A 21,056-nucleotide genomic window follows, 5' to 3' on the forward strand; every position below is an offset into this window, starting at 1 on the left:
TCTCTTAGCGGTCTTCGGGGATGAGATCGATTTGGGTGACGTCCTTGCTCAGGGAAATTTGGAATGCGCCGCGGACGACCGGCAGGGCTGTGGCCGGCTGATAGCGGCGGGTTGCGCCGGGCGCGGTGGTTTCGATGCGCAGGTGGGCAGCGGGTGTGAAGGGCTCGGCCGGAGCCAGGGCGATTCGGACGCGGCCATTGCCGGGATCGTACTCGACGGTGTCGAACCGTCCGGCGTCGAGGGTCAACCAAAGGGCCTCGGGGGCAAGGAAGAACCTTTGACGGAGGGAGTCTCGGGGACGGACACGCAGGACGGGCTCGGATGCGAGGATCTCCCCGCCGAAGGCGATCCATCCCCAGTCCGGGTGCCGGGCCACGTAGGTCCCGATGGTCATGACGTGGCCGAAGAAATTGAGGCCGTAATCGCCGGTGTAGGGGTCCCAGCGGAGGGAGTCCGGGAAGGAATGAAATGCGGCCGAGGCGAATCCTTCCGGATCCACATTGGACAAGGGGCCCAGGGCACCGCCGTAACCCACGCGAAGGAGGTAAAGGTCTGCGGGGTGTTCCCGGTAGGCGTGCAGGACCGGGATGGCGTTGAGACCCGAACCGTAGTGATGGAGTTGTCGCTCGATGCGGCGGATTTTGCCGGCGTAGAGAAAGTCCCAATAGCGCCGGGCCGAGCCGTTGTAGCCCCAGTGGGGGAGGGTGGGCATATAACCCAGGATGGCTTGCAAGGTTGTGCGGGCCTGTCGGTCAAAGCCGAAGTACTTGCACCACAGGTAGACCTCCTCCTGACCGGTTGAGTCCCATGCCATTTCGCTGCCGAAGGGATAGGGTTGTCGCGCCCAGCGTTCGGCGCGTTGGCGCATGCGTTGTTCCATGGCGTTGGCCTTGTCCGCCCAGCCCTCCCGTTGCAGGTCCCGCAACAGCTCGACAAACACGCTGCCCTGCATCAGGCCCCAGTTCACGTAGCCGACCCGGGCGCGGCCTTCGGGGGTCCGCGAAGTGAGAAACATGACCGTCTGCCATGCCTGGTCGAGGAACCATTCCCACGGATGCGACTGGACCAGCCCGGGATGGTATCGGGCCAGGCGGTAGAGGGTCCAGTAGGCGATGACGACGTGCGGGTAGTTGTATCCACGGCCCACGCTGCGGGCTTCCTGTTCGGACCAACTGGTCCAGGAGCGCCAGTCGAGGGCGGGATCGTAGGTGAAACCGGGGATGTCGTTGGTCGTGTAGTAGAAGAGGCTCTTGCGCACGCCGTACTGCAGATCGCCCTCGCTGTACTGGAGCCGGCCCCACAGCACTTCATTGACGAACCGTTCGAACTTTTGCACCTGATCCGGGTCCGGCTGGGCGAACAGTTTGCAAGCAGCGGCGATCCACGAACCTGCCCCGCCCTCGTCACTGAGACCTGCGATCCAGACGCGATTTTCCTGGGTGAGGATGCGGTCGGTTTCACGGTCGTAGGACATCACGGACGGGCTGCGGCCGAATGGATCGTTCGCGTCCTCGAACCACTGGCGCGTGAAGAGGAAACGGCCCAGGTCGGCCACCACGTCGGGCATGGGCTTGATGACGTAATAGTGGATCGTTTGGCGGAGGCCGTCGTCATAGGTCACGGTGAGTCGTGCCCGACCCCAGTGGCGACCTTTCAGCCGCCAGGCCTGCCACCCGGCCGAGGGAGGCTGGAATGGGATGACCTCGATGGCCCCAGGTGGATCTGCTTTGATTTCCCGCACTTTCTGGCCGTAGTGGAGGAACAGTTGCCCTTCGAGGTCCATGGGCAGGATGTAACCCGGCACACCCACGGCCACCGGTCGGCCGGCACGCATCAGTGCGGCGTCCAGGTCGCGGATGTCGCCGGCGGGGACGAATCGCAGGCCGTAAGAGCGCGTTTCGCCGGGCGCCAGCATTATGGACGTGGGCGGGTTCCACGGTTCGGCCGGGCTCCATTCCTGCTCGGTCCATGCGCGGCTGTGGACGGTCCATGCGAACGTGCCCTCGAAGGTTTGCATGGGTCGTGCCGGCTCGCGCAGGGGTTGCCAAGCTTCGAACGACGTTTGGCCCCAGGGAATCACCAGGAGGGCGGGCCCCTCCCCGTTCAGCCGGGTGACCTGGACATAGCCGGCGTCGCAGCCGGGGTAAGGGTCGAAAAACACGCAGGTTTCATGGGTTTCTTCGAGGGAACGCGCCCGACGGGTCACGAAATTGTGGATCAGGTTGTTGAACACCGCGGGGAGGGCCAAACCGCCGATTTCCACCGTTTCGTTGGCGCGATTGCGCAGATCGAAACGCAGCACCAGGTGACCCTGATCCACGGCCCACGTGCGGCGTATTGAAACCGGGAAATCGCTTGGCAACGAGGGATCCAGGTCGGCCACGGCGATGGCGCCGGGTGACGACTCCAGTGCATGCACTACGCGGGCGGCCCGGGCGGAGGACCACTCGGTCCAGTTGCTCTCGCCGGCCGGGCGCACTCGGAGGATGATGTCGCACCAGTGATGAAAGCCGGGCCGGGCCCGAAATTCGAGCTGGTCGGATGGGAGGAAATCGAACGTGCTGCCGCGGGGACGGAGCGAGATCAGAATCTGCCCGGCCTTCGTAAGCCGGAGTTCGAGGTCGGCGGTGTTCGTTTGAAGCCAGCCCTGTTGGAGGTCCAGGGCCATGGGTGGGCCTGCTGTGGAGTGGTCCGGCCGGGACGCGGAGATGTTGGCCGCGGGGTTGGCATGGGTGGCGGTGTTGTCGGGGGTCTGTGCGGTCAACCACGTGGCTGCGAGGCAACCGCCGAACCAGAGACTGGTAAGCCATTTTCCTTTCGGCGCCTCCGGCAGGGAGCTTCGGTTGGGTTCCGATTGTACTTGCATCGGTTTCATGGTCCGGGGTCGGGCTGGTATGTCCCGAGCGTGCCTCACAAGTTGAGCCACGCCCGGCCCCAAGGAAAGCCGTTCAGAGTCCTTCCGGCCATGTTTGAAATGCACCCCCGCCTATTCGGCATCACCCTGGCCTAATCGGGGACCAGTTCGGCCGAGCGCGGCTTTGCGGGAGAAGCGTTCCCGGTTTCGTGGAGGAGGGCCAGATTGGTGATCCGGCGCGATTTCGTGTTTCACACCGGCGCCTGATGATGAGCAGGCGCTGCTTGACCCCTGGCGGGTTGTGTCACTCCAATGGCGACATGGCAGGAGAGGAAGGTGGCGCCTTGTTGGCGTGGGAATTTGTGAGCCCGCCGCGGATTTTGTTTGGGGCGGGTGTACGTCGCGAGTTGCCGGCCGTGGCGCGGGCGTACGGGCGGCGACCCCTGGTGGTCACGGGCCGGAGCCACCAGCGTGTGAAGGACCTGTTGCAGGCGCTGGAGTCAGCCGGCCTCCAACCGGTGCGATTCGGCGTGTGCGGCGAACCCGAGGTGGCCACGGTACGACAGGCTGTGGGTCTGGCCCGCCAGGAAGGGTGCGATCTGGTGATTGGTGTGGGCGGCGGAAGCGCGCTGGACACTGCCAAGGCGGTGGCCGGTCTGGTGCCGCGGGCGGGCGAGGTGGAGGAGTTTTTGGAGGTGGTGGGGCAGGCACGGCCCTTGCCGGGTCCGGGTCTGCCATTTCTGGCGGTACCAACCACGGCCGGTACGGGCGCCGAGGTCACCCGCAATGCCGTGTTGGCCGTGCCGGAGCACCGGGTCAAGGTCAGCTTCCGCAGTCCGTATCTGGTGGCCCGCGCCGCGTTGGTGGATCCGGAGCTCACGATGGGCTGTCCGCCGGCCGTGACGGCCGCGGCCGGTCTGGATGCCCTGACCCAACTGTTGGAGGCGTGGGTTTCGCCGCGAGCCAACTTTTTCACGGACGCTTGTTGTGCCGAGGGATTGCCGCGGGTGGCGCGCAGCCTGCGACGCGCCTGGTCGGACGGGACGGACGCACAAGCGCGGGCGGACCTGTCGTGGTCGGCGCTGTTGAGCGGGTTGGCGCTGAGCAACGCGGGTCTCGGCGCGGTTCATGGTCTGGCCGGGCCCATTGGCGGTGCGGTCCCCGCGCCGCACGGTGCCGTATGCGGGATCCTGGTGGCGCCGGTGACGGAGGCGAACGTGCGAGCCCTGCGCCGCCGGGCCTCCGGGCATCCGGCCCTGGAGCGGTACGCCCGGGCGGCCTGCTGGTTAACCGGCCGATCGGATGCCGCGGCAGAGGACGGCGTGGCCTGGTTGTATGAGCTGGCGCAGTCGCTGCAGATGCCGCGACTGTCCCGGTACGGTTTCACAGCCGGGTTGATCCCCGAGGTGGTCGAGAAGGCCCTTCGCGCCAACAGCATGAAGACGAACCCGATCCCGCTCACCGCGGATGAGCTGAGCGCCGTGTTGGAAGCTGTGATCTGAGGGGGCGCGGGGACCTGAAGCCGGAATCCCAGGGTTGGCGCCACCGTTTAACGTCGGAACGGCATCAGACCCACATGCAGCAGGGCCCAGGCGGGCAGGGCAAACACGATCACGGCCCCCAGCCGTTCCCAGGTCCACGGCAGGTGCCCCGACTGGATGGGAAAAATTGCGATCATGAAGTAGTTGGCAAACCGGCTGTGGCCCAGGAATCGGGTGCCGCGGACGAAGCGCCGGCGCAGTCCACCCGTCAGCGCCAGTGCCCCCAGGCCGGCCACCAAGAGCGTCACACACAAATTGATCAGAGGCAGGTGATCCCACATGGCCATGGGCCAGCCGGAGCGCCCCCACCGCAGGTAAGGGTACAACCAATGCGCCGCCGACCAGAGGAAGCTGAAACCCGTCTGGATGGCGGTGCGGAAATCGGCGCGGGCGGGCGTGGTTTCGTTTAGCAGCAGGGCGAAGTACAAGGGCACGATTCCCCACACCAACTCGCCGTGTTGGAACGGCGTGACCAGCAATTCCACGAATGTCTGCCACAGGGCGATCATGCGGAAGCGGGCGAAACGGCATCCGACGGGGATGCGGTCCGGGCGGCCGGCAGAAGGACCCGCACACGCGTGCCGCCGCCCTTGGGGGCTTCGGCTCGGACCCTGCCCCGGTGCGCCTCCACGATGCGACCCACGATGGCCAACCCGAGGCCGGTGCCGCCGGCCCGGCCCGGCGGCAGCACGGACCGGAACGCCAACCGACGTTGTTCGGGCGTCATGCCCGGGCCCGTGTCCTGCACGATCACCTCCACGACCTCGCCGCGATCCCGCGTGATCAGGGTGAGGCGACCGCCTTCTTTCATGGCCTCGGTGGCGTTCAGCACGAGGTTGAGGAAGACCTGCTCGAGTTGACCCGCATCGCCATGCACCTGCGGTTGGCGCGGATCCGGCCGCCAGTGCAGTTCGATGTTGGACTGGCGAAGCTTGTGCCGCACCAGCCGGGCCAGTTCCTCCAGCAGCGGGTTGACGGACACCGGACCCAGCCGGGGTTCGCTGGGGCGCGCAAGGTCGAGGATCCGTTCCACGATGCGGTTGAGTTGTTCAATCTTGCGGCCCAGCACGGCGGCGTCTTCGGCACGCGGATCACCGGGCGGAAACTGCAGGTCCAGCGAATGATACAGCATCTGGATGACCGTCAGCGGATTGCGCACCTCGTGGGCCACCTCCGCTGCCAGCAGGCCGAGCGCGGCCAGTCGTTCGTTGCGGCGTAACTGTTCCTCCAGTTCGAGCACCCGTTCGTGCCACCGGGCCCTTTCCAGGGCCCGGGCCGAAAGCCCGGCAAAAGCCCGCAACACGGACACCTCGAGGTCGGAGAACACGTGCGGATGCCCCTTGTAGACGTTCAACACGCCCACGCTCCGGTTGCCGGACATCAGCGGCACACTCAGCAGGGCCACCAATCCCTCCTTCCGGGCCACGACGGTGTGGTGATAGCGGGCGGAGCTCCGCACATCGGTGATCTGCATGGGGCGGCGCCGTCGGACCACCTCGCCCACGAAACTTTCCGACACGCTCAGCCGCGCCTTGTTCCGGTAGGCGGGCCCGGCGCCCCATGCGGCCTTCAGGTCCAGCCATTCGCCCGTGGGGTCGAGCAGGAAGAGCGAACAGAGCCGCGCCTGCATCAGTTCGCCGGCCTCGCGGGTGATGGTGGAGAGGGCCTCGTCGAGGCTGAAAGCCTCGTGAACCTTCGGACTGACCTGCGCGAGGTGCTCGAACATGCGTGCCTGCAGCCGCAGGCGTTCCAGGTGCCACAGACGACGGATCAGCCGTTCCAGTTCCCCGCTGCACAGCCGCAACCAGTCCGTTTCGTCGGGTCCGAACGCCGCGGGTCGATCGGCCAACACCGCCAGGACACCGCGGACCGGGTCGGCCACTTCCAGCGGCACCGCCAACAGGGATCGGGCTCCGGGCCGGAGCGGCTCCGCGCGCGGATGCTTGTCCAGTTCTTGCACGCAGGCGGCCTGGCCGGTGCGGGTGACCCACCCCAGGATCCCTTCACTCACCCGCAGGGGTTGTTGGGAGATCGTGGCCGGCAGTCCGACGCATGCCTGCCATTCGAGGAAGCCGGTGGTGGGGTTCAGCAGCAGGACCAAGCCCGCCCGGGCCCGGACCGCTCGCAGAACCACCTTCAGTGCCGCCTCCAGAGCCGGTCCTGTGGCCGCGGCTTCCGCGGTGGCTGTCTGGAGGGCGTGCAACCATTCCAGGTGACGTCGTCGTCGGGCGACCTCCTCCGGACATGCCAGCTGCGGTGCATCGGGCGGGAGTTGTGGATGTCGAGAGGGTGACGCGCTCATCGGAACCGTTGGATCATGGCAATCCCCAGCCCCGCAAAGGCCAGATTCGGCGCCCATGCTGCCAGCCACGGGGACAGATGCCCGCCGGTGCCCAGCGCCAGCCCGACCTGTTGCAGCACGAAATACGTAAATGCCACAAAGATGCTGCCGGCCACTCCGTAGAAGACGTTCCGCCGACCGGGCATGACCCCGAAGGGCAGGGCGATCAACACAACCACCGTGCAGGTGGCCGCCAGGGAAAACCGGCCTTGCAGCTGGGTTTCCAACCACGCCCGTTCCTCGGGGGAAAGGTCGGGGTTGAGCCGGGCGTAATCCCGCAGGGTCCGCACCGGCAGGTCCAGCTTGCGCGAGGCCCGGCGTTCCAGCCGGCCGCGGACCACGTGGGCGCTGTACAATTGTTCCGGCGTTTCCGTGAAGTCCGGGCGGCTCATGGATGGAACGGCCTGCACCGGCACCAGGTACCGTTCCCCCTGCGGGTTGCTTTCGAATTCGCGCGCCTCCTGGAACCACCACACCCCGTTCGTATATACGGCCCGGCTGGCGAAGAGCCATCGGCGTCGACCTTCCGGGGTCAGATACTCCACCTGCGGACCGGTCAGCTCCCCTGCCAGCGGATCAAACGCGTCCGCATGCCATGCGCGGTGGTCGCGCCGGTTCATGAACCCAAAATTGGCGATGCGGACCCGTTTGTCGTCTCCGGGCTCGACCGGTCGGAGCACCGCCTCCGCCCTGCGGGTGCTTTCCGGTCCCCAGTGTTCATTCAGCGTCCACATCAGGCCGCTGCAACCCAGGCCCACCCCCAGGTAGGGCAGGGCGATGCGCCAGAGGCCCAGACCCGCCGCGCGCATGGCGGTGATCTCATGGTGGCGGGCCAGCCGATGCAACGCGTACAACAAAGCCAGTAACAGGGCCATCGGCAGGACCAGTCCCAGGAATTCCGGCACACGCCAGCCGTAATAGACGAGCACCCGGGTCCATGCCAGTTGGCGCCCCTGGAAATCAGCGATGCGCTCCAGCAGATCCGCGGTGATCCAGACCAGCAGGAAGCCGGTGAGGCAGGCCACCAGCGGGCCCGTCAACTCGCGCAACAGATAGCGATCCAGCAGACGCACGGGCGCCCAGCCTATGCACCGGTTCCCCGGGCGCGCAAGCCCCGCCCCCGGGGCCGCGGGCGGACGCTACCAACCCAGCACCCGCGCGAAGATCAGCGGCGCAATGACGGTGGCGTCCGATTCGATCACAAACCGGGGTGTGTCCGGACCGAGTTTGCCCCAGGTAATCTTCTCATTGGGCACCGCGCCGGAGTAGCTGCCGTAGCTGGTGGTGGAATCGCTGATCTGGCAGAAGTAGGCCCACAAGGGGACGTGCGTCCGTTTGAGATCCTGCCGGAGCAACGGCACGGCGCAGATGGCGAAGTCGCCCGGGATGCCGCCGCCGATCTGGAAAAAGCCGATCGGATGCCGGGCCGAGGTTTCCTCGTACCACCGCAGCAGCTCCAGCATGGCTTCCAGACCGTTGCGGATGATTTGCACGTCGTGGAGCGTGCCGTCGGCTACCCGGGCCACAAAGAGATTGCCCAGGGAGGAATCCTCCCATCCCGGTACGAACAGGGGCAGGTCCTTTTGCGCGGCTGCCAGCAGCCAACTGTGCCGGGGATCGGCCTGATACAGCGACTCCAGTTCACCGCTGCGGAGCAAATCGTATACGAACTCGTGCGGGAACCGCCGTTGTCCCGTCTTTTCCGCTGCCTGCCAGCGGGGCAGCAACCGGTCATGAACCAGCATCATGACCCGTTCCGGGATGCAAACGTCGGTGACCCGGTTCAGTCCCCGTCGCATCAGTTCCAGTTCGTCAGCCGGGGTGAGGTCGCGGTATTCCGGCAGCTGCACGTATTCGCGGTGGCCCACGAGGTTGAAGAGGTCCTCCTCCAGGTTTGCACCGGTGCAACAAATCGCATGGATCTTGTCGCGGCGGATCATCTCGGCCAGGGAGCGTCCAAGCTCGGCCGTGCTCATGGCGCCGGCCATGGCGAGAAACATCCGGCCGCCGCGCTCCAGCAACCGGATCCAGGCCTCACTGGCGCGTCGGACCACCGCGGCATTGAAATGCCGGAAGTGCTCCTCCACGAACGCACTGACCGGTCCCAAGGTTGTTGGTGTCATGGTAACGTTTTCAGCCATGTCCTGGTTCCCTTCCGAGCGTTGCCACGCGATTTGCGGCGTCCCGTGCTGCGGCGCGCCGCCGAGGATGCGCCGCAATTGTTGCAGATCAACCGCCCCTTGTGAATCAAAACCATTCAAAAAGCACACGCGGGCGAGCTGAATTCAGCGGATCGGCCCCGGCAACGTGATGTTGCTGCAGATGGCGCTCCACGAGGGCAGTTGCCCGCCCCGGGCATCAGAGCGGCCGTTCACGGAAAGTCTGCACTTTTGTCGCAGGCGGTGGATTTGAAAACGCGGCGGAGCGGAGCATCTCAGGTCAGCTGGTCCCATGGGGGTTCACGCGTTCGAGGCTGCGGCCATGAGACGTTGCGTTCACGGCCGGCCGGTTTTACGTCCGGCGCAGGCGAATGGGGAACACGATGTCTGGCTGGATGCCTGGACGCCGCCACGCACGACTCAACCGCAGCCGTCCCGGTGGGTGCAGCCCACAATGAGGGTCAAGGGTGCGCCGGGCGGGAAGAATTAGGGACGTGGTGTGAAGTGTGTGCGCGTGATTTGCGGTGGACCGGGGCCTGCATGAGTCAGCATCGTCCGGTTGGGACAGGCTTTGTTTGTGGCAATTCGGGAGCCCGGGCCTTTTCAGTCAAACGGTAACCTGGCAGCGGATCTCGAGCCGGTCTGGAAAGGGCGATTGAGCGGCTTCGGTGTGTTGTTGGGCGATTGCCGGTGCTGTGATTCGGGCGGCGTTCGGATGCGGTGGGCGCGGCAAATTGCCCGCTGGCTTGCGGGGATGGGAGCGTGGCCCGGGAGCTAGTCCGGGCCCGGGCCGGATGGCGCAGTGTCGGCCTGCGCCGATTCCCGGTCTTCGTCGGGCGATCCGGTGCGACGGGCACGGGAGCCGTGCCGGCAGATGCCGCGCCGGCTCTGTTCAATGAATTCGATCAGCCTGCGCGCCGGGGCGGAGCTGAAACGGATTCGTGCTTCGTCCAGCGCCTCGCGCAGGGGCCGACCCGACAGAAACAGCCAGCGATAGAGTTGCTTCAACTCCAGCCGTTCCGCGGCGGAGAATCCCGCACGACGCAGCCCGACCCAGTTCAGCCCGCACAACGTGTTGTCGCCCCAGGCCATGGTGAAGGGGGGCAGGTCCTGGCTGATGGCGGAGCCGCCCTGCATCATGGCCAGGGTCCCCACCCGGACGAACTGGTGCACCAGACAGTTGCCGGACAGAAAGGCGCGGTCCTCGACGATGACGTGCCCGCCCAGGAGTGCCCCGTTGGCAACGATGACGTGATTGCCGATGACGCAGTTGTGGGCCACGTGGCTGTGGGCCATGAAGAAGTTGTTTGAGCCGATGACGGTGTCCTCTTCGGGGCTGTTGCTGCGGTGGACCGTGACGTGCTCGCGGAACACGTTGTGGTCGCCGATCCGCACGCCCGTGGGGACGCCCTTGTACTTGAGGTCCTGCGGGGCGTCGCCGATCACGCAACCGGCATGGAACCGGTTATGCGCGCCCGCCCGGAGTCGGCCCCACAACACGACGTGCGGCCCGACCACGCAGCCCGGGCCGAGTTCCACGTCTCGACCGATGACCGCGAACGGGCCCACCTCCACCGTGGGGTCGAGTCGGGCTTCCGGATCCACGACTGCCGTGGGGTGAATCATGACGCTGCTCCCAACTGTGTTCCAACCTGCCCCTCCGGGCTGCTCATCGGGTTTGATGGGTCAACCCCCGGTGGCCGTGGAAGGGCGCGGCTCGTTTGATGTCGGTGGGATGTTGATCGTCCGGAGAGGTCCCGGGAAAGTCAAAAACCCCCGCCGAGCGGGGGTGCGACAGGCTGGCCGTGTTTGTTGGGTGCGCTGATCAGGCTGCGGCGGCCAGTTTGGCCTGCTTTTCCTGGAGGCCCTTTTTGGCCAGCTCAATGATTTGAGCGAAGGCCGGAGCGTCCTGGGCGGCCAGGTCGGCCAGGATTTTGCGGTCCAGCGCACATTGAGCGGCCTTCAAACCTTCGATGAAGCGGTTGTAGGTGAGGCCGGCGGCGCGGACGGCGGCGTTGATGCGGATTTGCCAGAGTCGCCGGAACTCGCGTTTGCGGGTGCGCCGATCGCGGTAGGCGTACTGGCGGCCGTGATCCACGGCGTCGGATGCGTACCGGTAGAGTTTGGAGCGGCGCAGGCGGTAGCCCTTGGCCGCCCGGATCATTCGTTTTCGGCGTTTGCGGGAAGCTGGTGCGTTGGTGACTCGCATGGTGTGTGTTCAGGTTGGAAAGTCCCGGGGATTCGCGTCAGCCGCGGTGGCTGAATGGCAGGTTGGCCAGGACGCGTTCGGCGTCGGCCTCGGTGACGAGCACCTGCTTGCGCAACGAACGGCGGCGTTTGGGGCTTTTGCCCTGCAACAGGTGCCGGCGTCCGGCGCGCGAGCGCAGGACCTTGCCCGTGGCGGTGATTTTGAATCGTTTCGCCACGGCCTTGCGTGTTTTGATGGCTCGGGGACGTCGCATACCAGACTGTCCTTTCGTTCAAACAGGGGCGCAATCTTAGGTGAAGACCCTGGGGTGCGCAAGGGGTTTTGCAGAAGGTTTCGGTGCTCGATCGGGTGGGGCGCGGGCTTGCTTCGGTCGGGTGGGTTTGGGAGTCTGGTGGCGCACGCCGGCTGGACGAGAGGGGCCGGCGGAACAGCAAGGATTGCGCCATGGGACACGTAAAGTTGCACATACCGGGCCCGGTGGAGGTGAGTGAACGGACTTTCCGGGCGTTTTGCCGGCCGATGATCGGACATCGGGGGCAGGGGTTCAAGGACCTGTACGCGCGGTTGCAGCCGAAGCTGCAGCAGCTGTTGTACACGAAGCGGCCGGTGTTTCTGTCCACCTCCAGTGCGTGGGGTGTGATGGAGGCGGCGATTCGTAATCTGGTTCGGCGCAGGGTGTTGAACTGCATGTGCGGCGCGTTTTCCGACAAGTGGCACGATGTGTCCAAACGTTGTGGCAAGGAGGCCGAACCGCTCCAGGTCCCGTGGGGTTCACCGATCCGGGCCGAGGCGGTGGACAAGAAGCTGGCCACGGGCCAGTTTGACGCGGTAACCATCATCCATAACGAGACCAGCACCGGCGTGATGAGCCCGCTGGAGGAGATTGCCGCCCTGAAGCGCAAGTACCCGGATGTGATGTTCATCGTGGACACCGTCAGTTCGATGTCGGCGGTGAAGTTGCCGTTTGACGAGCTGGGGATTGATGTGATGCTGGCGGGGACGCAGAAGGCTTTTGCGTTGCCGCCCGGCATGACGGTGTTTGTGTGTTCCGAGGCGGCGATGCAACGGGCGGCGACGATTCCGGATCGCGGCTATTACTTCGATTTTTTGGAGTTCCAGAAGAACGCCGAGCAGAACATGACGCCCAGCACACCCAGCATCCCGCACGTGTACGCGCTGGACGACAAGCTGGACGAGATCCTGGCCGAGGGATTGGAAGCGCGGTTCGAACGGCATCGTCGCACCAATCAGATGGTTCGGGACTGGGCGGCGCGTCACGGGTTCACACTCTTTCCGGAGCCGGGCTTTGAATCGCGCACGCTGACCTGCATCAACAACGGGGCCAAGCCCGGCGGACGGGTCATTGACGTCCCGCGATTCCAGCAACTGGTCAAGGAACGCGGCTTCCTCATCGACGGCGGCTACGGCAAGATCAAAGGCACGACCTTCCGCGTGTCCAACATGGGCAACGAAACGGAGGAGACGATGGCCGAGCTGTTGGCCGCCATGGACGATGCGCTGAAGGCCCTGTAGGACGCGGGGCCACCGGAAACGGTGTCGGGGGGCACCCCGGAGCGGACCGGTCGGCTTTCAGACAGCGTCGAGACAGCGGCGGACGGTCTGAAGGATCTCCAACGGGTTGGCCGGCTTTTCCAGCAGGGCCTGGCCGGGGCCGAGCTCCAGGTCCCGGCCGGCCAGCTCGGCACTGTAACCCGTGCAAAAGACCACCCGGAGCCGCGGGTCTTGCTGTCGGAGTTTTTGCGCCAGTTCACGGCCGCCCAGGCCGCCGGGCATGACGAGGTCGGTGAACAGCAGGTGCACCGGCTCGTGTCTGGCCTGCCAGAGCGCCAGGGCCTCGAGGCCGTCCCGCGCAACCAGCACGCGGTAACCCGCCGATTCCAGCACGGCCCGGGTCAGAGACCGAACCGGCTCATCGTCTTCAACCAGCAGGATCGTTTCGGAACCGCCCGGGGGTGGGGCGACTGCAGGTCCGGCCCCGGGTCGTATGGCTTTTTCCAGCAGGGGCAACCACACTTCGAACGTGCTGCCGCGGCCGACTTCGCTGATGACCGTCACCGTGCCTCCATGCTGTTTGGCAACACCGAACACGGTGGCCAGGCCCAAGCCGGTTCCCTTGCCGGGCTCCTTGGTGGTGAAAAAGGGTTCGAAAATCCGGCTTAAATGTTCCTCGGGGATGCCGACGCCGGTGTCGCGGACGCGCAGGACCGCGTATGTGCCCGGAGGCAGGTCCGGCGGAGTCGGGCCGGATCCGGAGGGCACGACCCTTCGGTCGGTGGCCAGGGTCAATTGACCGCCACGCGGCATCGCGTCCCTTGCGTTTACCACCAGGTTCATCAGCACCTGATCCAGCATGCCCGGATCGGCCCGGACGGGCAGCGGGTCGGGATCCAGCCGCAACTGGAGCTGAATGTCCTCGCCAATGATGCGCTGGATCATCTTGACGAGGGTCGCCACCACGTCGTTGAGGTCCAGTTCGCGCGTTTGCATGACCTGTTTGCGGCTGAACATCAGGAGTTGCCGGGTCAGGGCTGCCGCGCGTTCGGCCGCCAGGCGAATCTGGTCCAGGCCTTCGGTGACCTCGGTGGGCAACGTCTCTTCCGGCACGGACAGGCGAATCAGCTCGGTCTGCATCATGATCACCGACAGGATGTTGTTGAAGTCGTGGGCCACGCCTCCGGCCAGGCGACCGACGGCTTCCATTTTCTGGGCCTGCCGGAACTGTTCCTCCAGCTGGCGCATTTCGGTGACATCGCGGAGGTTTACCACCACGGCGCCGCCGGGCAGCAGATCGGGCGCGAATCGCCCCACGGCTTCGAACCGGTGCCAGTTACCCTGAAGGTCGCGGAGGCGGAAGCCGACGGTGATCGGAGGCAGGTCGGGCTGCTGGATTGCCCGGTCCAATCCTTCGAGCACGACCTGGACGTCCTCCGGGTGGACCAACGCCAGGGCGCACCGGCCGATGAGCTGGTCGGGGTCGTAACCCAGCACACGCCTGACCGACGGGCTCAGGTAGCGAACGATCGCCTGCCGGTCCACGACGGTGATCAGGTCGGTGATGTTCTCGATGAGCAGGCGGAACCGTTCTTCGCTCCGGCGGAGACGTTCTTCGGCTTCGCGGCGTTGCCGTTCGTTTCTATGGGTCTGGAGGGCCAGGCCGACATCGGCTGCCAGGTCGGCGAACAGCCGGGTGGTGTCCCCATCGAAATAGCCCGCCACATCGGCCATGGCCAGCAGGGCCCATCGGGCTTGCTCGTCGGCGTGGACGGGGAAACAGCCCACCGACCGAATGCCCGGCGGGAGGATGGGCTCTGGCGCAAACCCGGCACGGTCCGGATCCGCCAGGGAGGTGGTCCACGGCCGGCCCTGACGGATGGCATCCCGGAGCGCGGCCCATGAAGTCACCTGGTGGCATGCCTGTGTGACCGCCGCGGCATCGGTGTTGGCCGGGTGTGCTGCGGCCGCAACGGTGCACTCGTCGGTGGATGAATCCATCCGGAGGATGCAGGCACCCGGAAGACCGCCGACCTCGACGGCGATGCGGCATACACCGGCCAGGAGGGCATCGTCATCCTGCTCACGCACGATCAGTTGGCTGGCTGCGCTGCGCAGGGCGTGGGCGCGGGTCAGCCGGCGAATTCGTTCCTCGGCGGCCTTGCGCTGGGAAATGTCCAGGATGCTGCCGCGCACCACCACCCGTCCGTCGAACTCCATGCGCAGCAGTCGGACTTCGCAGGGGATTTCATGCCCTTGGGCATCGCGATGGGTCCATTCGAACACGGGGGTTTCGCCGGCCAGGGCGGCTGCGATGTAGCGGTGCGCCTTGATGGCCGAGGGCTCGCCGTCGGGTTGAAATTCCGGGCTCAGATCAATGAGGCCCCGTTGGAGGATCTCGCGGTCGGTGAACCGAAACAGCCGTTGGGCGGCGGTGTTGGCCAGCACGAACCGGCCGCTGGCCACATCCAACAGCACCACGGCTTCGGGGGCGTGCTCGATCAACCGGCGGAATTGTTCCTCGCGATGTCGGATTTGCTCTTCGAGCCGGACCCGGTCGGTGATGTCCAGCGAGGTTCCCACAACCCGGACGGGTTGGCCTTCTGCGTCGCGGATCACCTCGATCCGCACCTGGATGTGGCGCACGGGGCCGCGCTCGGGGTGGGTCCTGTACTCCACCATGAACGGCGCACGGGCCAGCCCCAGCCGTTGATGGATGGAGCGGATCCGGGGCTGGTCGGATGGATGGACCAGGCTCAGGAATTCCTCGAACGAAGGCGCCGGCTGGCTTTCCGGCCAACCGTGGAGTCGGGCCATTTCCACGGACCATTCACCGTGTCCGGTGCGCAGGTCGAGTTCCCAACTGCCGAGGCGGGCCCGTGCCTGGGCCTCGGCCAGCCGGCTCTCGCTTCGGCGCAGTTCGTCCAGTACCCGCTGATGTTCGATCACCAGCCCGGCCAGGTGCGCCCAGCGCTCCAGAGTTTCGATCTCCTCGTCGGTGGGTCCGCGCGGCTCCCGGTAGTACACGGCGAAAGTGCCCAGCACCTGCTGGCGCCGGTTGAGAATGGGAAACGACCAGCACGCCGCCAGCCCGAACCGGGCGGCCAGATCCTGCCATCCCTGCCAGAGCGGACTGGAGGCAATGTCCGAAACGATGACGCGTTCCCTGCGCCAGGCGGCCGTGCCGCAGGAACCGACGTTCGGTCCAATCCGCACCCCGTCAATGGCCCGCTGATAGGCCTCGGGCAGGGATGGCCCTGCCGCCGAGCGCAGGCAATCGCCTTCCAACAGCAGTACCGAACAGAGCGCACCCGGGTGAATTGATTCATAGGCCCGGCACAACCGTGTCAACCACTCCTCCACCGGTTCGCCGCGGGCATGCCATTCCAGGAGGTCGCGCTCGGCGTCACGATGCCGTTGCCAACGACGTTCATCGGTTTGGTCGCGGAACACCAGCACCACGCCGATGAGGTTGCCGGTTTCGTCGCGAACGGGGGCGCCGGCGTCGCTGATGGGGATTTCGCGGCCGTCGCGGCTGCGGAGGATGGTGTGATTGGCCAATCCGACGACGATGCCCTCCCGGAGCACGCGGGTTACCGGGGACTCGACCGGCTGGCCGGTTTCTTCGTTAACGATGGGGAAGACTTCCTGGATCGGGCGGCCGCGCGCCTCGGCCAGGGACCACCCCGTCAGACGCTCGGCAACCGGATTCAGATACTCCACGCACCCGGTGGCGTCGGTGGTGAGCACTGCATCGCCGATGCTTTGAAGGATCACCCTGGCGCGATCCGGGGATGGCCCCGGTGTTGGGATGCCGCCGTTGGTGACCGGCGCCGGTCGAAACCGCACTTGCAGGGTGCCGTCCGCGTCTCGGACAAGTTCCCACAGGACCGCCCATGGGGATCCATCAGCGCGCCGGCACCAACCATGACCGAATGGTGGGAGATCGCCGGCGGACCGTGCCGGCTCGATGGCGGGCGACGGGTTGGGGGTGTCCAAGAGTTCGGTCCAGGACCGGCCCAAAAGATCCCGTTTCTCCCAGCCTGTGACCTGTAGAAAGGCCGGATCGACGTCCTCAATCCGGCCCCGTGCATTGAGCCGGATTGTGCATCCCAGTGCCTGGTCGGACTGGCCGCCGGTGTTGGAGTGGGGCTCAGGTGGATTTCGGGGTGCGGACATATGGCAGGTGAGCTTGGGTGTGGGCGGGCGTGATTCGTGACGGCGTGAGGTCCGGTGAACCGCGGGAGTGGAGTGAAATCCTCGTCCTGGGTTGCCCGCTCGCTGCCGGATCGGACAACGATGCGTTCGCCGCCTGGGTTGAGGACCTACCGGGCATAGGCGCGGACTGCGGCAACAACCTCGCGCGTCCAAGGTAATCTGCCATCGGCGCGGTATCGGTCAAGTAATGCAATCCTTTAGGCCTTTTGTGACTTGAGACACGTGGTCGGTCGGTGCGTCGCCGTGCGGTGCTGTCCGTGCGGTGGCGTCAAATCGGTTCGCTTTGACGCCGGCCCCTGGTGTGGTGGACAGGCGCGGATCCGGGGCCGGGCCGGGCAACCTGATCCGGCGCAAGAACGAGAATTGCGGTGTCACCAGGAAATCCTCAAGGCGGTGTGAGGGCGAAGTCGGACCCGGTGGTTCGTTTCCATCAGCCTCTTGCCCGGCGTTGCAATCGTGCGGCTGGCGGATGCCGGGTTGGGCATTTAGCCACACGTTGGCAGTATGAGTGCCGGGGTCAGGGCGCGCCGCTGTTTTGTTCCTTTGCGGCCAACCGGTGGGATGCCGGGTTTTTGGGTTGTCCTGGCGGATCGAAATCCGGGCCTGCCTGGCCTTCAGCGGGGCCCCGAAGGGGACTTGTCAGCGGGATCCTCTTGTGCTAGAAAGAGCGGCGGATTGCGGGTGTGGTTCAATGGTAGAACGCGGGCTTCCCAAGCCTGAGACGAGGGTTCGATTCCCTTCACCCGCTCCAAATTTTTTTGTGGATCCGACCTGTTTCCGCCGGTTTTGGTCTCCTTGTCCTTCCAAGGCTTCCGACGCGTGGGACGGGACCGCAATGGCAGTCGAAGGTAGGTATTCGAGGGAGGTTCGCAGGGCTTACAGAGGTGCCAGGTTGGTCAGCAGCGGACCGGGGCCTGATGTGCGTTGTGCGGATGGGTCGCGGTGTGAGCCGCGAAAGCCGGTTCTGACCGGCCGGCCCGGCAACGGTTGAGCGGAGTGCCGTTTTTGGGTCAGTTTGACCTCTGGGGGCTCGAAAACGGTGGCAGTGGCAGGGGCCGCGCGGTGGCAGGTCCGTTGCGTTTGGGTGTTCGGCTGTTTGCCCGCGGCCTGCTCATGCCCGGGGCGGGCGGACTGGAAGAGGTAACCCCGGCCGGGCTGGTGCAATGCGGCCTGCCGCGAATTGAGCTTCAGCGGATGGGCGGGGTTCTCAGAACCCTGCCAGGTTGGTTCGAGCAGCTTCGGTGACGGCCCAGAGGTTGACGGGTATGAGGCTGCGACCGAACTTCAGGAACCGCACGCTACCGTCGATGAAGGCGAAGTTGGACCCTCCGGATCGGGTTCCGGCTCCTGCGCCGGAGTGCCGGCTTTGTTCGACCTCGTCCACGTCGTTGCCGTTGCCCTCGTAGAAGTCCATGTAATAGTGGGGCGATCGGGTCTCCTTTTCACCGAACAGGATGGTATCGGAGGGATGCCGGACCATGAGTTCCTTCATCCCTTGTGGGTATTGGGCTTGGACGTAGGCCTGCCACTGCTCTGCGGACAGCACGCTCTGGAAATAATCGTTGAAGGCGTTGATCAGGTAGCTGCGGGGGGCGCCGTCAGCGGGATAGAGGTTGGTGTTGACGGGCTGGGTGGCGGGATTGGGCCCGTCACTGGGACACACCAGGAGTCGCAACTCGCGGTAGTAGGGTTGGAGCCGGTGCGGCCAGCGGCCGTTGACCAACCGCGGCGGGAAGAAGCCTTCGTTGTCGTCCACGTACAGCCGTGTGGCCAGGGCGAGCTGGCGCAGGTTGTTGTTACAGGAGATGCGTCGTGCGGTCTCCTTGGCCCGGCCCAGGGCGGGGAGCAACATGCTGGCCAGGATGGCTATGATTGCGATGACGACCAGCAACTCGATCAGGGTGAATGCGGCGGCTGAGGTATTATGCCGGGGCGTCGCCCCCTGAATAGATGGGGCCGGACAGCGTCCATTTCTGTGGATCATGTCGGGCAAAAACATTTTTCTCCTCGTGGTCGTGGTGGCGCTGTTCGGTTTCAGTCTCTATCGGGTGATGGACTGGTTGCGGCCGCCGGATATTCAAATGGTACACACCATTCGGCCTAATCCTCGTTACGATCCCGCCCGGCCGGTTCGTCGGGGCGGCCCGGGGCGGTTGCCGTATCTGGTGACCTTTTCGCTGGATCGAACCGTGCGTTTGAAGGAGGTGCGGTTGGTGCCCACGGCCATGTTGGCCACCAACAAGTACGCTTCCGGGCTCTGGCACCTGGTGTCGGATTCGAATTCGATTCCGGTGCGCGCCATTGTGTACGGGCAGCCGATCCGGGGCATGCGACCTCATGTGCCCGGTGCATGGGCGGATCCGTTGGAGCCCGGCGCGGAGTACACGTTGCTGTTGCAAACCGATGCCGGTTCGGTTCGGTACGAGTTCCGCACACCGTCGAACCTGCCCGTGCGGCGGTGACGTCCCAGGGGAGGGGCCGGCTCGTGGGGGTGCGTTCGGGTCGGGTTGAAACCCCGTGGGTTTCCGGACCTGACGGGCTTGATGGGCTGCGGTGCCCCGGGTGGGATCTGGCCGGGGATCGGTCGTGTTCGAACTGCGGGGGGTACGGGAAAGGGCGACCGGGACGGAAGCCCGTGCCGGGCGTGCATTGGGCCCGTCCCCAATGGGGGGCGACAGGGGTGACGCTCAGCCCAGTTCCTCCACGGGCCCGACGGTGGCGACCATTTGGCGGAGGGTGGTCTTGAGGATTTTGCCGGTGGCGTTGCGGGGAAGGGTTTCCATGAACACGATGCGCCGGGGCAGCTTGTAGTCGGCCAGCCTTTCACGCAGGAATTGCAGGATCGGGCGCTCCGCGAGGGTGGCTCCCTCGGCCGGGGCAATGAACGCCAACGGTTGCTCACCCCGGCGCGGATCCGGCACACCGATGACGGCGGCTTCTTTAACGCCGGGGTATTGGTAGAGTACCTCCTCGATTTCGCGCGGGTACACGTTGATGCCGTTGACGAGGATCATGTCCTTTTTGCGATCGGTGATGTAGAAGTAACCCTCGCTGTCCTGGTAACCGACGTCGCCGGTCAACAACCAGCCATTGCGCAGGACCTGGGCGGTTTCGTCGGGGCGATTCCAGTAGCCGAGCATGACGTTGCCGCCGCGTACACAGATTTCCCCGACGGTGTGGTGCGGAAGCAGGTTGCCCGCGTCGTCCTGGATGGAGACCTCCACGTTCGGGATGGGTATGCCGATGGACCCCGGCTTGCGTTTGTGGATGGGATTTTTGGTCACCACGGGGCTGGCCTCGCTCAGGCCGTAGCCTTCCAGCAGGGGGATACCGAACCTCGCTTCGAAATCCTTCAGGATTTGCACCGGCAGGGGCGCCGCACCGCTGATGCAGAGTCGCATGGGCAGCGGTGGCTGCAGGGGTGCACTGATGATGGCGCGGTAGAAGGGTGGGATGGCAGGCAGGACGGTGGCTTGTCGTTGCAGGAGCTCGGCCAGGGCGTTGCGGGGCGGGTGCAGGGACCGAACCAGGACCATGCTGCCGCCGATGAGGAGCGGCAGCAGCATGCCTACGGTGATCATGTAGCTGTGGAACAGCGGCAGGAGCACGGCGATGCGGTCGGCCTGCACGGCCTGCAGGACCTGTCGGCAGCTCTCCACGTTGTGGAGGAGATTGCCGTGGGAGAGCATGGCCCCCTTGGGGCGGCCGGTGGTGCCGGAGGTGTAGATCAGCACTGCCAGTTCCCCGGTCGGCCTGTGGAATCCGGGCGGTTCCCACCCGGCCGGTGCGGGGGCGAGCCCGGCGAACTGCTCGGCGAGCCAAAGGCGGAGGTCCGGGTGCACCGCCTGAAGGGCCGGAGCGTGCCGGGCCAGTTCCTCCTCCGTGATGAGGAGCCGGACCCCGGCGTCGCCCAGGATGTAGTTGACCTCGTCGGGTTTGAGGAAGTTGTTGATGGGCACGGCGACAGCGCCCGTGGTGAGGGTGCCCAGGAAGGCGGGGATGAACTCGGGCCGGTTTTTGAGCCAGAGCCCCACGCGGTCGCCCGGTTGGACACCGAATTCCTGTGTGAGCGCCCGGGCAACTGCGCGGGTTTGTCGCAGCAGCGCGTGGTAGGGGATTTCTTCGGGCCCCCAAAACACCGCCGTTTGGTGGGCGTGGGTTTCGGCCGAGGTGGTGAAGGCGACCGGCAGGTTCATGCAAGTCGTGTAATGGATTGCTGGTG

General features: G+C 65.7%; 14 protein-coding genes and 1 tRNA gene. 4 read left to right on the forward strand and 11 right to left on the reverse strand.

The features are described 5' to 3' along the window. Positions 1–4 precede the first annotated feature (4 nt). Entirely contained in the window at positions 5–2,866 is a 2,862-nt protein-coding gene (locus G4L39_RS04860; protein ID WP_165106346.1) for a DUF5695 domain-containing protein, read from the reverse strand. Positions 2,867–3,174: 308 nt separating this feature from the next. On the opposite strand from G4L39_RS04860, the gene G4L39_RS04865 reads away from it, so the two are divergent. Next, positions 3,175–4,356 carry an iron-containing alcohol dehydrogenase gene (locus tag G4L39_RS04865; RefSeq protein WP_165106348.1) on the forward strand — a complete coding sequence of 394 codons (1,182 nt, stop codon included), beginning with the start codon at positions 3,175–3,177 and terminating at the stop codon, positions 4,354–4,356. Between the two features lie 47 nt (positions 4,357–4,403). Here the strand turns inward: G4L39_RS04865 and G4L39_RS04870 are convergent, their stop codons facing one another. The 7 genes from G4L39_RS04870 to rpmI form a co-directional block, all read right to left on the reverse strand. Beyond that, positions 4,404–4,904 carry a hypothetical protein gene (locus G4L39_RS04870; RefSeq protein ID WP_165106349.1) on the reverse strand — a complete coding sequence of 167 codons (501 nt, stop codon included), beginning with the start codon at positions 4,902–4,904 and terminating at the stop codon, positions 4,404–4,406. Further along, positions 4,901–6,697 (reverse strand): GAF domain-containing protein, encoded by a 1,797-nt coding sequence (locus G4L39_RS04875; RefSeq protein WP_165106351.1) that lies wholly within the window; start codon positions 6,695–6,697, stop codon positions 4,901–4,903. The genes G4L39_RS04870 and G4L39_RS04875 overlap by 4 nt, the downstream gene beginning before the upstream one ends. Beyond that, on the reverse strand, positions 6,694–7,809 hold the full coding sequence (locus tag G4L39_RS04880) for an LptF/LptG family permease (protein ID WP_165106353.1): 1,116 nt from the start codon (positions 7,807–7,809) through the stop codon (positions 6,694–6,696). Before G4L39_RS04880 ends, G4L39_RS04875 begins: the two co-directional genes overlap by 4 nt. A 66-nt stretch (positions 7,810–7,875) precedes the next feature. Then, entirely contained in the window at positions 7,876–8,859 is a 984-nt protein-coding gene (locus G4L39_RS04885; protein WP_165106354.1) for a deoxyhypusine synthase family protein, read from the reverse strand. 810 nt (positions 8,860–9,669) lie between these two features. Next, positions 9,670–10,521, reverse strand: a complete 852-nt coding sequence (gene lpxA / locus G4L39_RS04890) for an acyl-ACP--UDP-N-acetylglucosamine O-acyltransferase (RefSeq protein WP_165106356.1) — start codon at positions 10,519–10,521, stop codon at positions 9,670–9,672. A 199-nt stretch (positions 10,522–10,720) separates the two neighbouring features. Further along, positions 10,721–11,104 (reverse strand): 50S ribosomal protein L20, encoded by a 384-nt coding sequence (rplT, locus tag G4L39_RS04895; protein WP_165106358.1) that lies wholly within the window; start codon positions 11,102–11,104, stop codon positions 10,721–10,723. Between the two features lie 37 nt (positions 11,105–11,141). Further along, positions 11,142–11,357 (reverse strand): 50S ribosomal protein L35, encoded by a 216-nt coding sequence (gene rpmI / locus G4L39_RS04900; RefSeq protein WP_165106359.1) that lies wholly within the window; start codon positions 11,355–11,357, stop codon positions 11,142–11,144. A gap of 191 nt (positions 11,358–11,548) precedes the next feature. On the opposite strand from rpmI, the gene G4L39_RS04905 reads away from it, so the two are divergent. Next, positions 11,549–12,637: a pyridoxal-phosphate-dependent aminotransferase family protein gene (locus G4L39_RS04905; protein WP_165106361.1), complete on the forward strand. Its 1,089-nt coding sequence runs from the start codon at positions 11,549–11,551 to the stop codon at positions 12,635–12,637. 57 nt (positions 12,638–12,694) lie between these two features. Here the strand turns inward: G4L39_RS04905 and G4L39_RS04910 are convergent, their stop codons facing one another. Continuing rightward, the gene (locus tag G4L39_RS04910; RefSeq protein WP_165106362.1) at positions 12,695–16,795 is read right to left on the reverse strand and encodes a PAS domain S-box protein; all 4,101 of its coding nucleotides are present in this window, start codon (positions 16,793–16,795) and stop codon (positions 12,695–12,697) included. 716 nt (positions 16,796–17,511) lie between these two features. Between G4L39_RS04910 and G4L39_RS04915 the strand changes: the two genes are divergently transcribed. Continuing rightward, a tRNA-Gly gene (locus tag G4L39_RS04915) sits at positions 17,512–17,585 on the forward strand. Between the two features lie 456 nt (positions 17,586–18,041). Here G4L39_RS04915 and G4L39_RS04920 read toward each other — a convergent pair. After that, entirely contained in the window at positions 18,042–18,818 is a 777-nt protein-coding gene (locus G4L39_RS04920) for a DUF1559 family PulG-like putative transporter (RefSeq protein WP_165106364.1), read from the reverse strand. On the opposite strand from G4L39_RS04920, the gene G4L39_RS04925 reads away from it, so the two are divergent. Continuing rightward, positions 18,817–19,296 (forward strand): hypothetical protein, encoded by a 480-nt coding sequence (locus G4L39_RS04925; RefSeq protein WP_165106366.1) that lies wholly within the window; start codon positions 18,817–18,819, stop codon positions 19,294–19,296. The genes G4L39_RS04920 and G4L39_RS04925 overlap by 2 nt on opposite strands. A 225-nt stretch (positions 19,297–19,521) precedes the next feature. On the opposite strand, the gene G4L39_RS04930 is transcribed toward G4L39_RS04925, so the two are convergent. Further along, complete coding sequence (locus G4L39_RS04930) at positions 19,522–21,030, reverse strand: long-chain-fatty-acid--CoA ligase (protein WP_165106367.1); 1,509 nt, start codon at positions 21,028–21,030, stop codon at positions 19,522–19,524. Positions 21,031–21,056 lie beyond the last annotated feature (26 nt).

Origin of the sequence: Limisphaera ngatamarikiensis (genome assembly GCF_011044775.1) — a bacterium.
GTDB lineage: Bacteria > Verrucomicrobiota > Verrucomicrobiia > Limisphaerales > Limisphaeraceae > Limisphaera > Limisphaera ngatamarikiensis.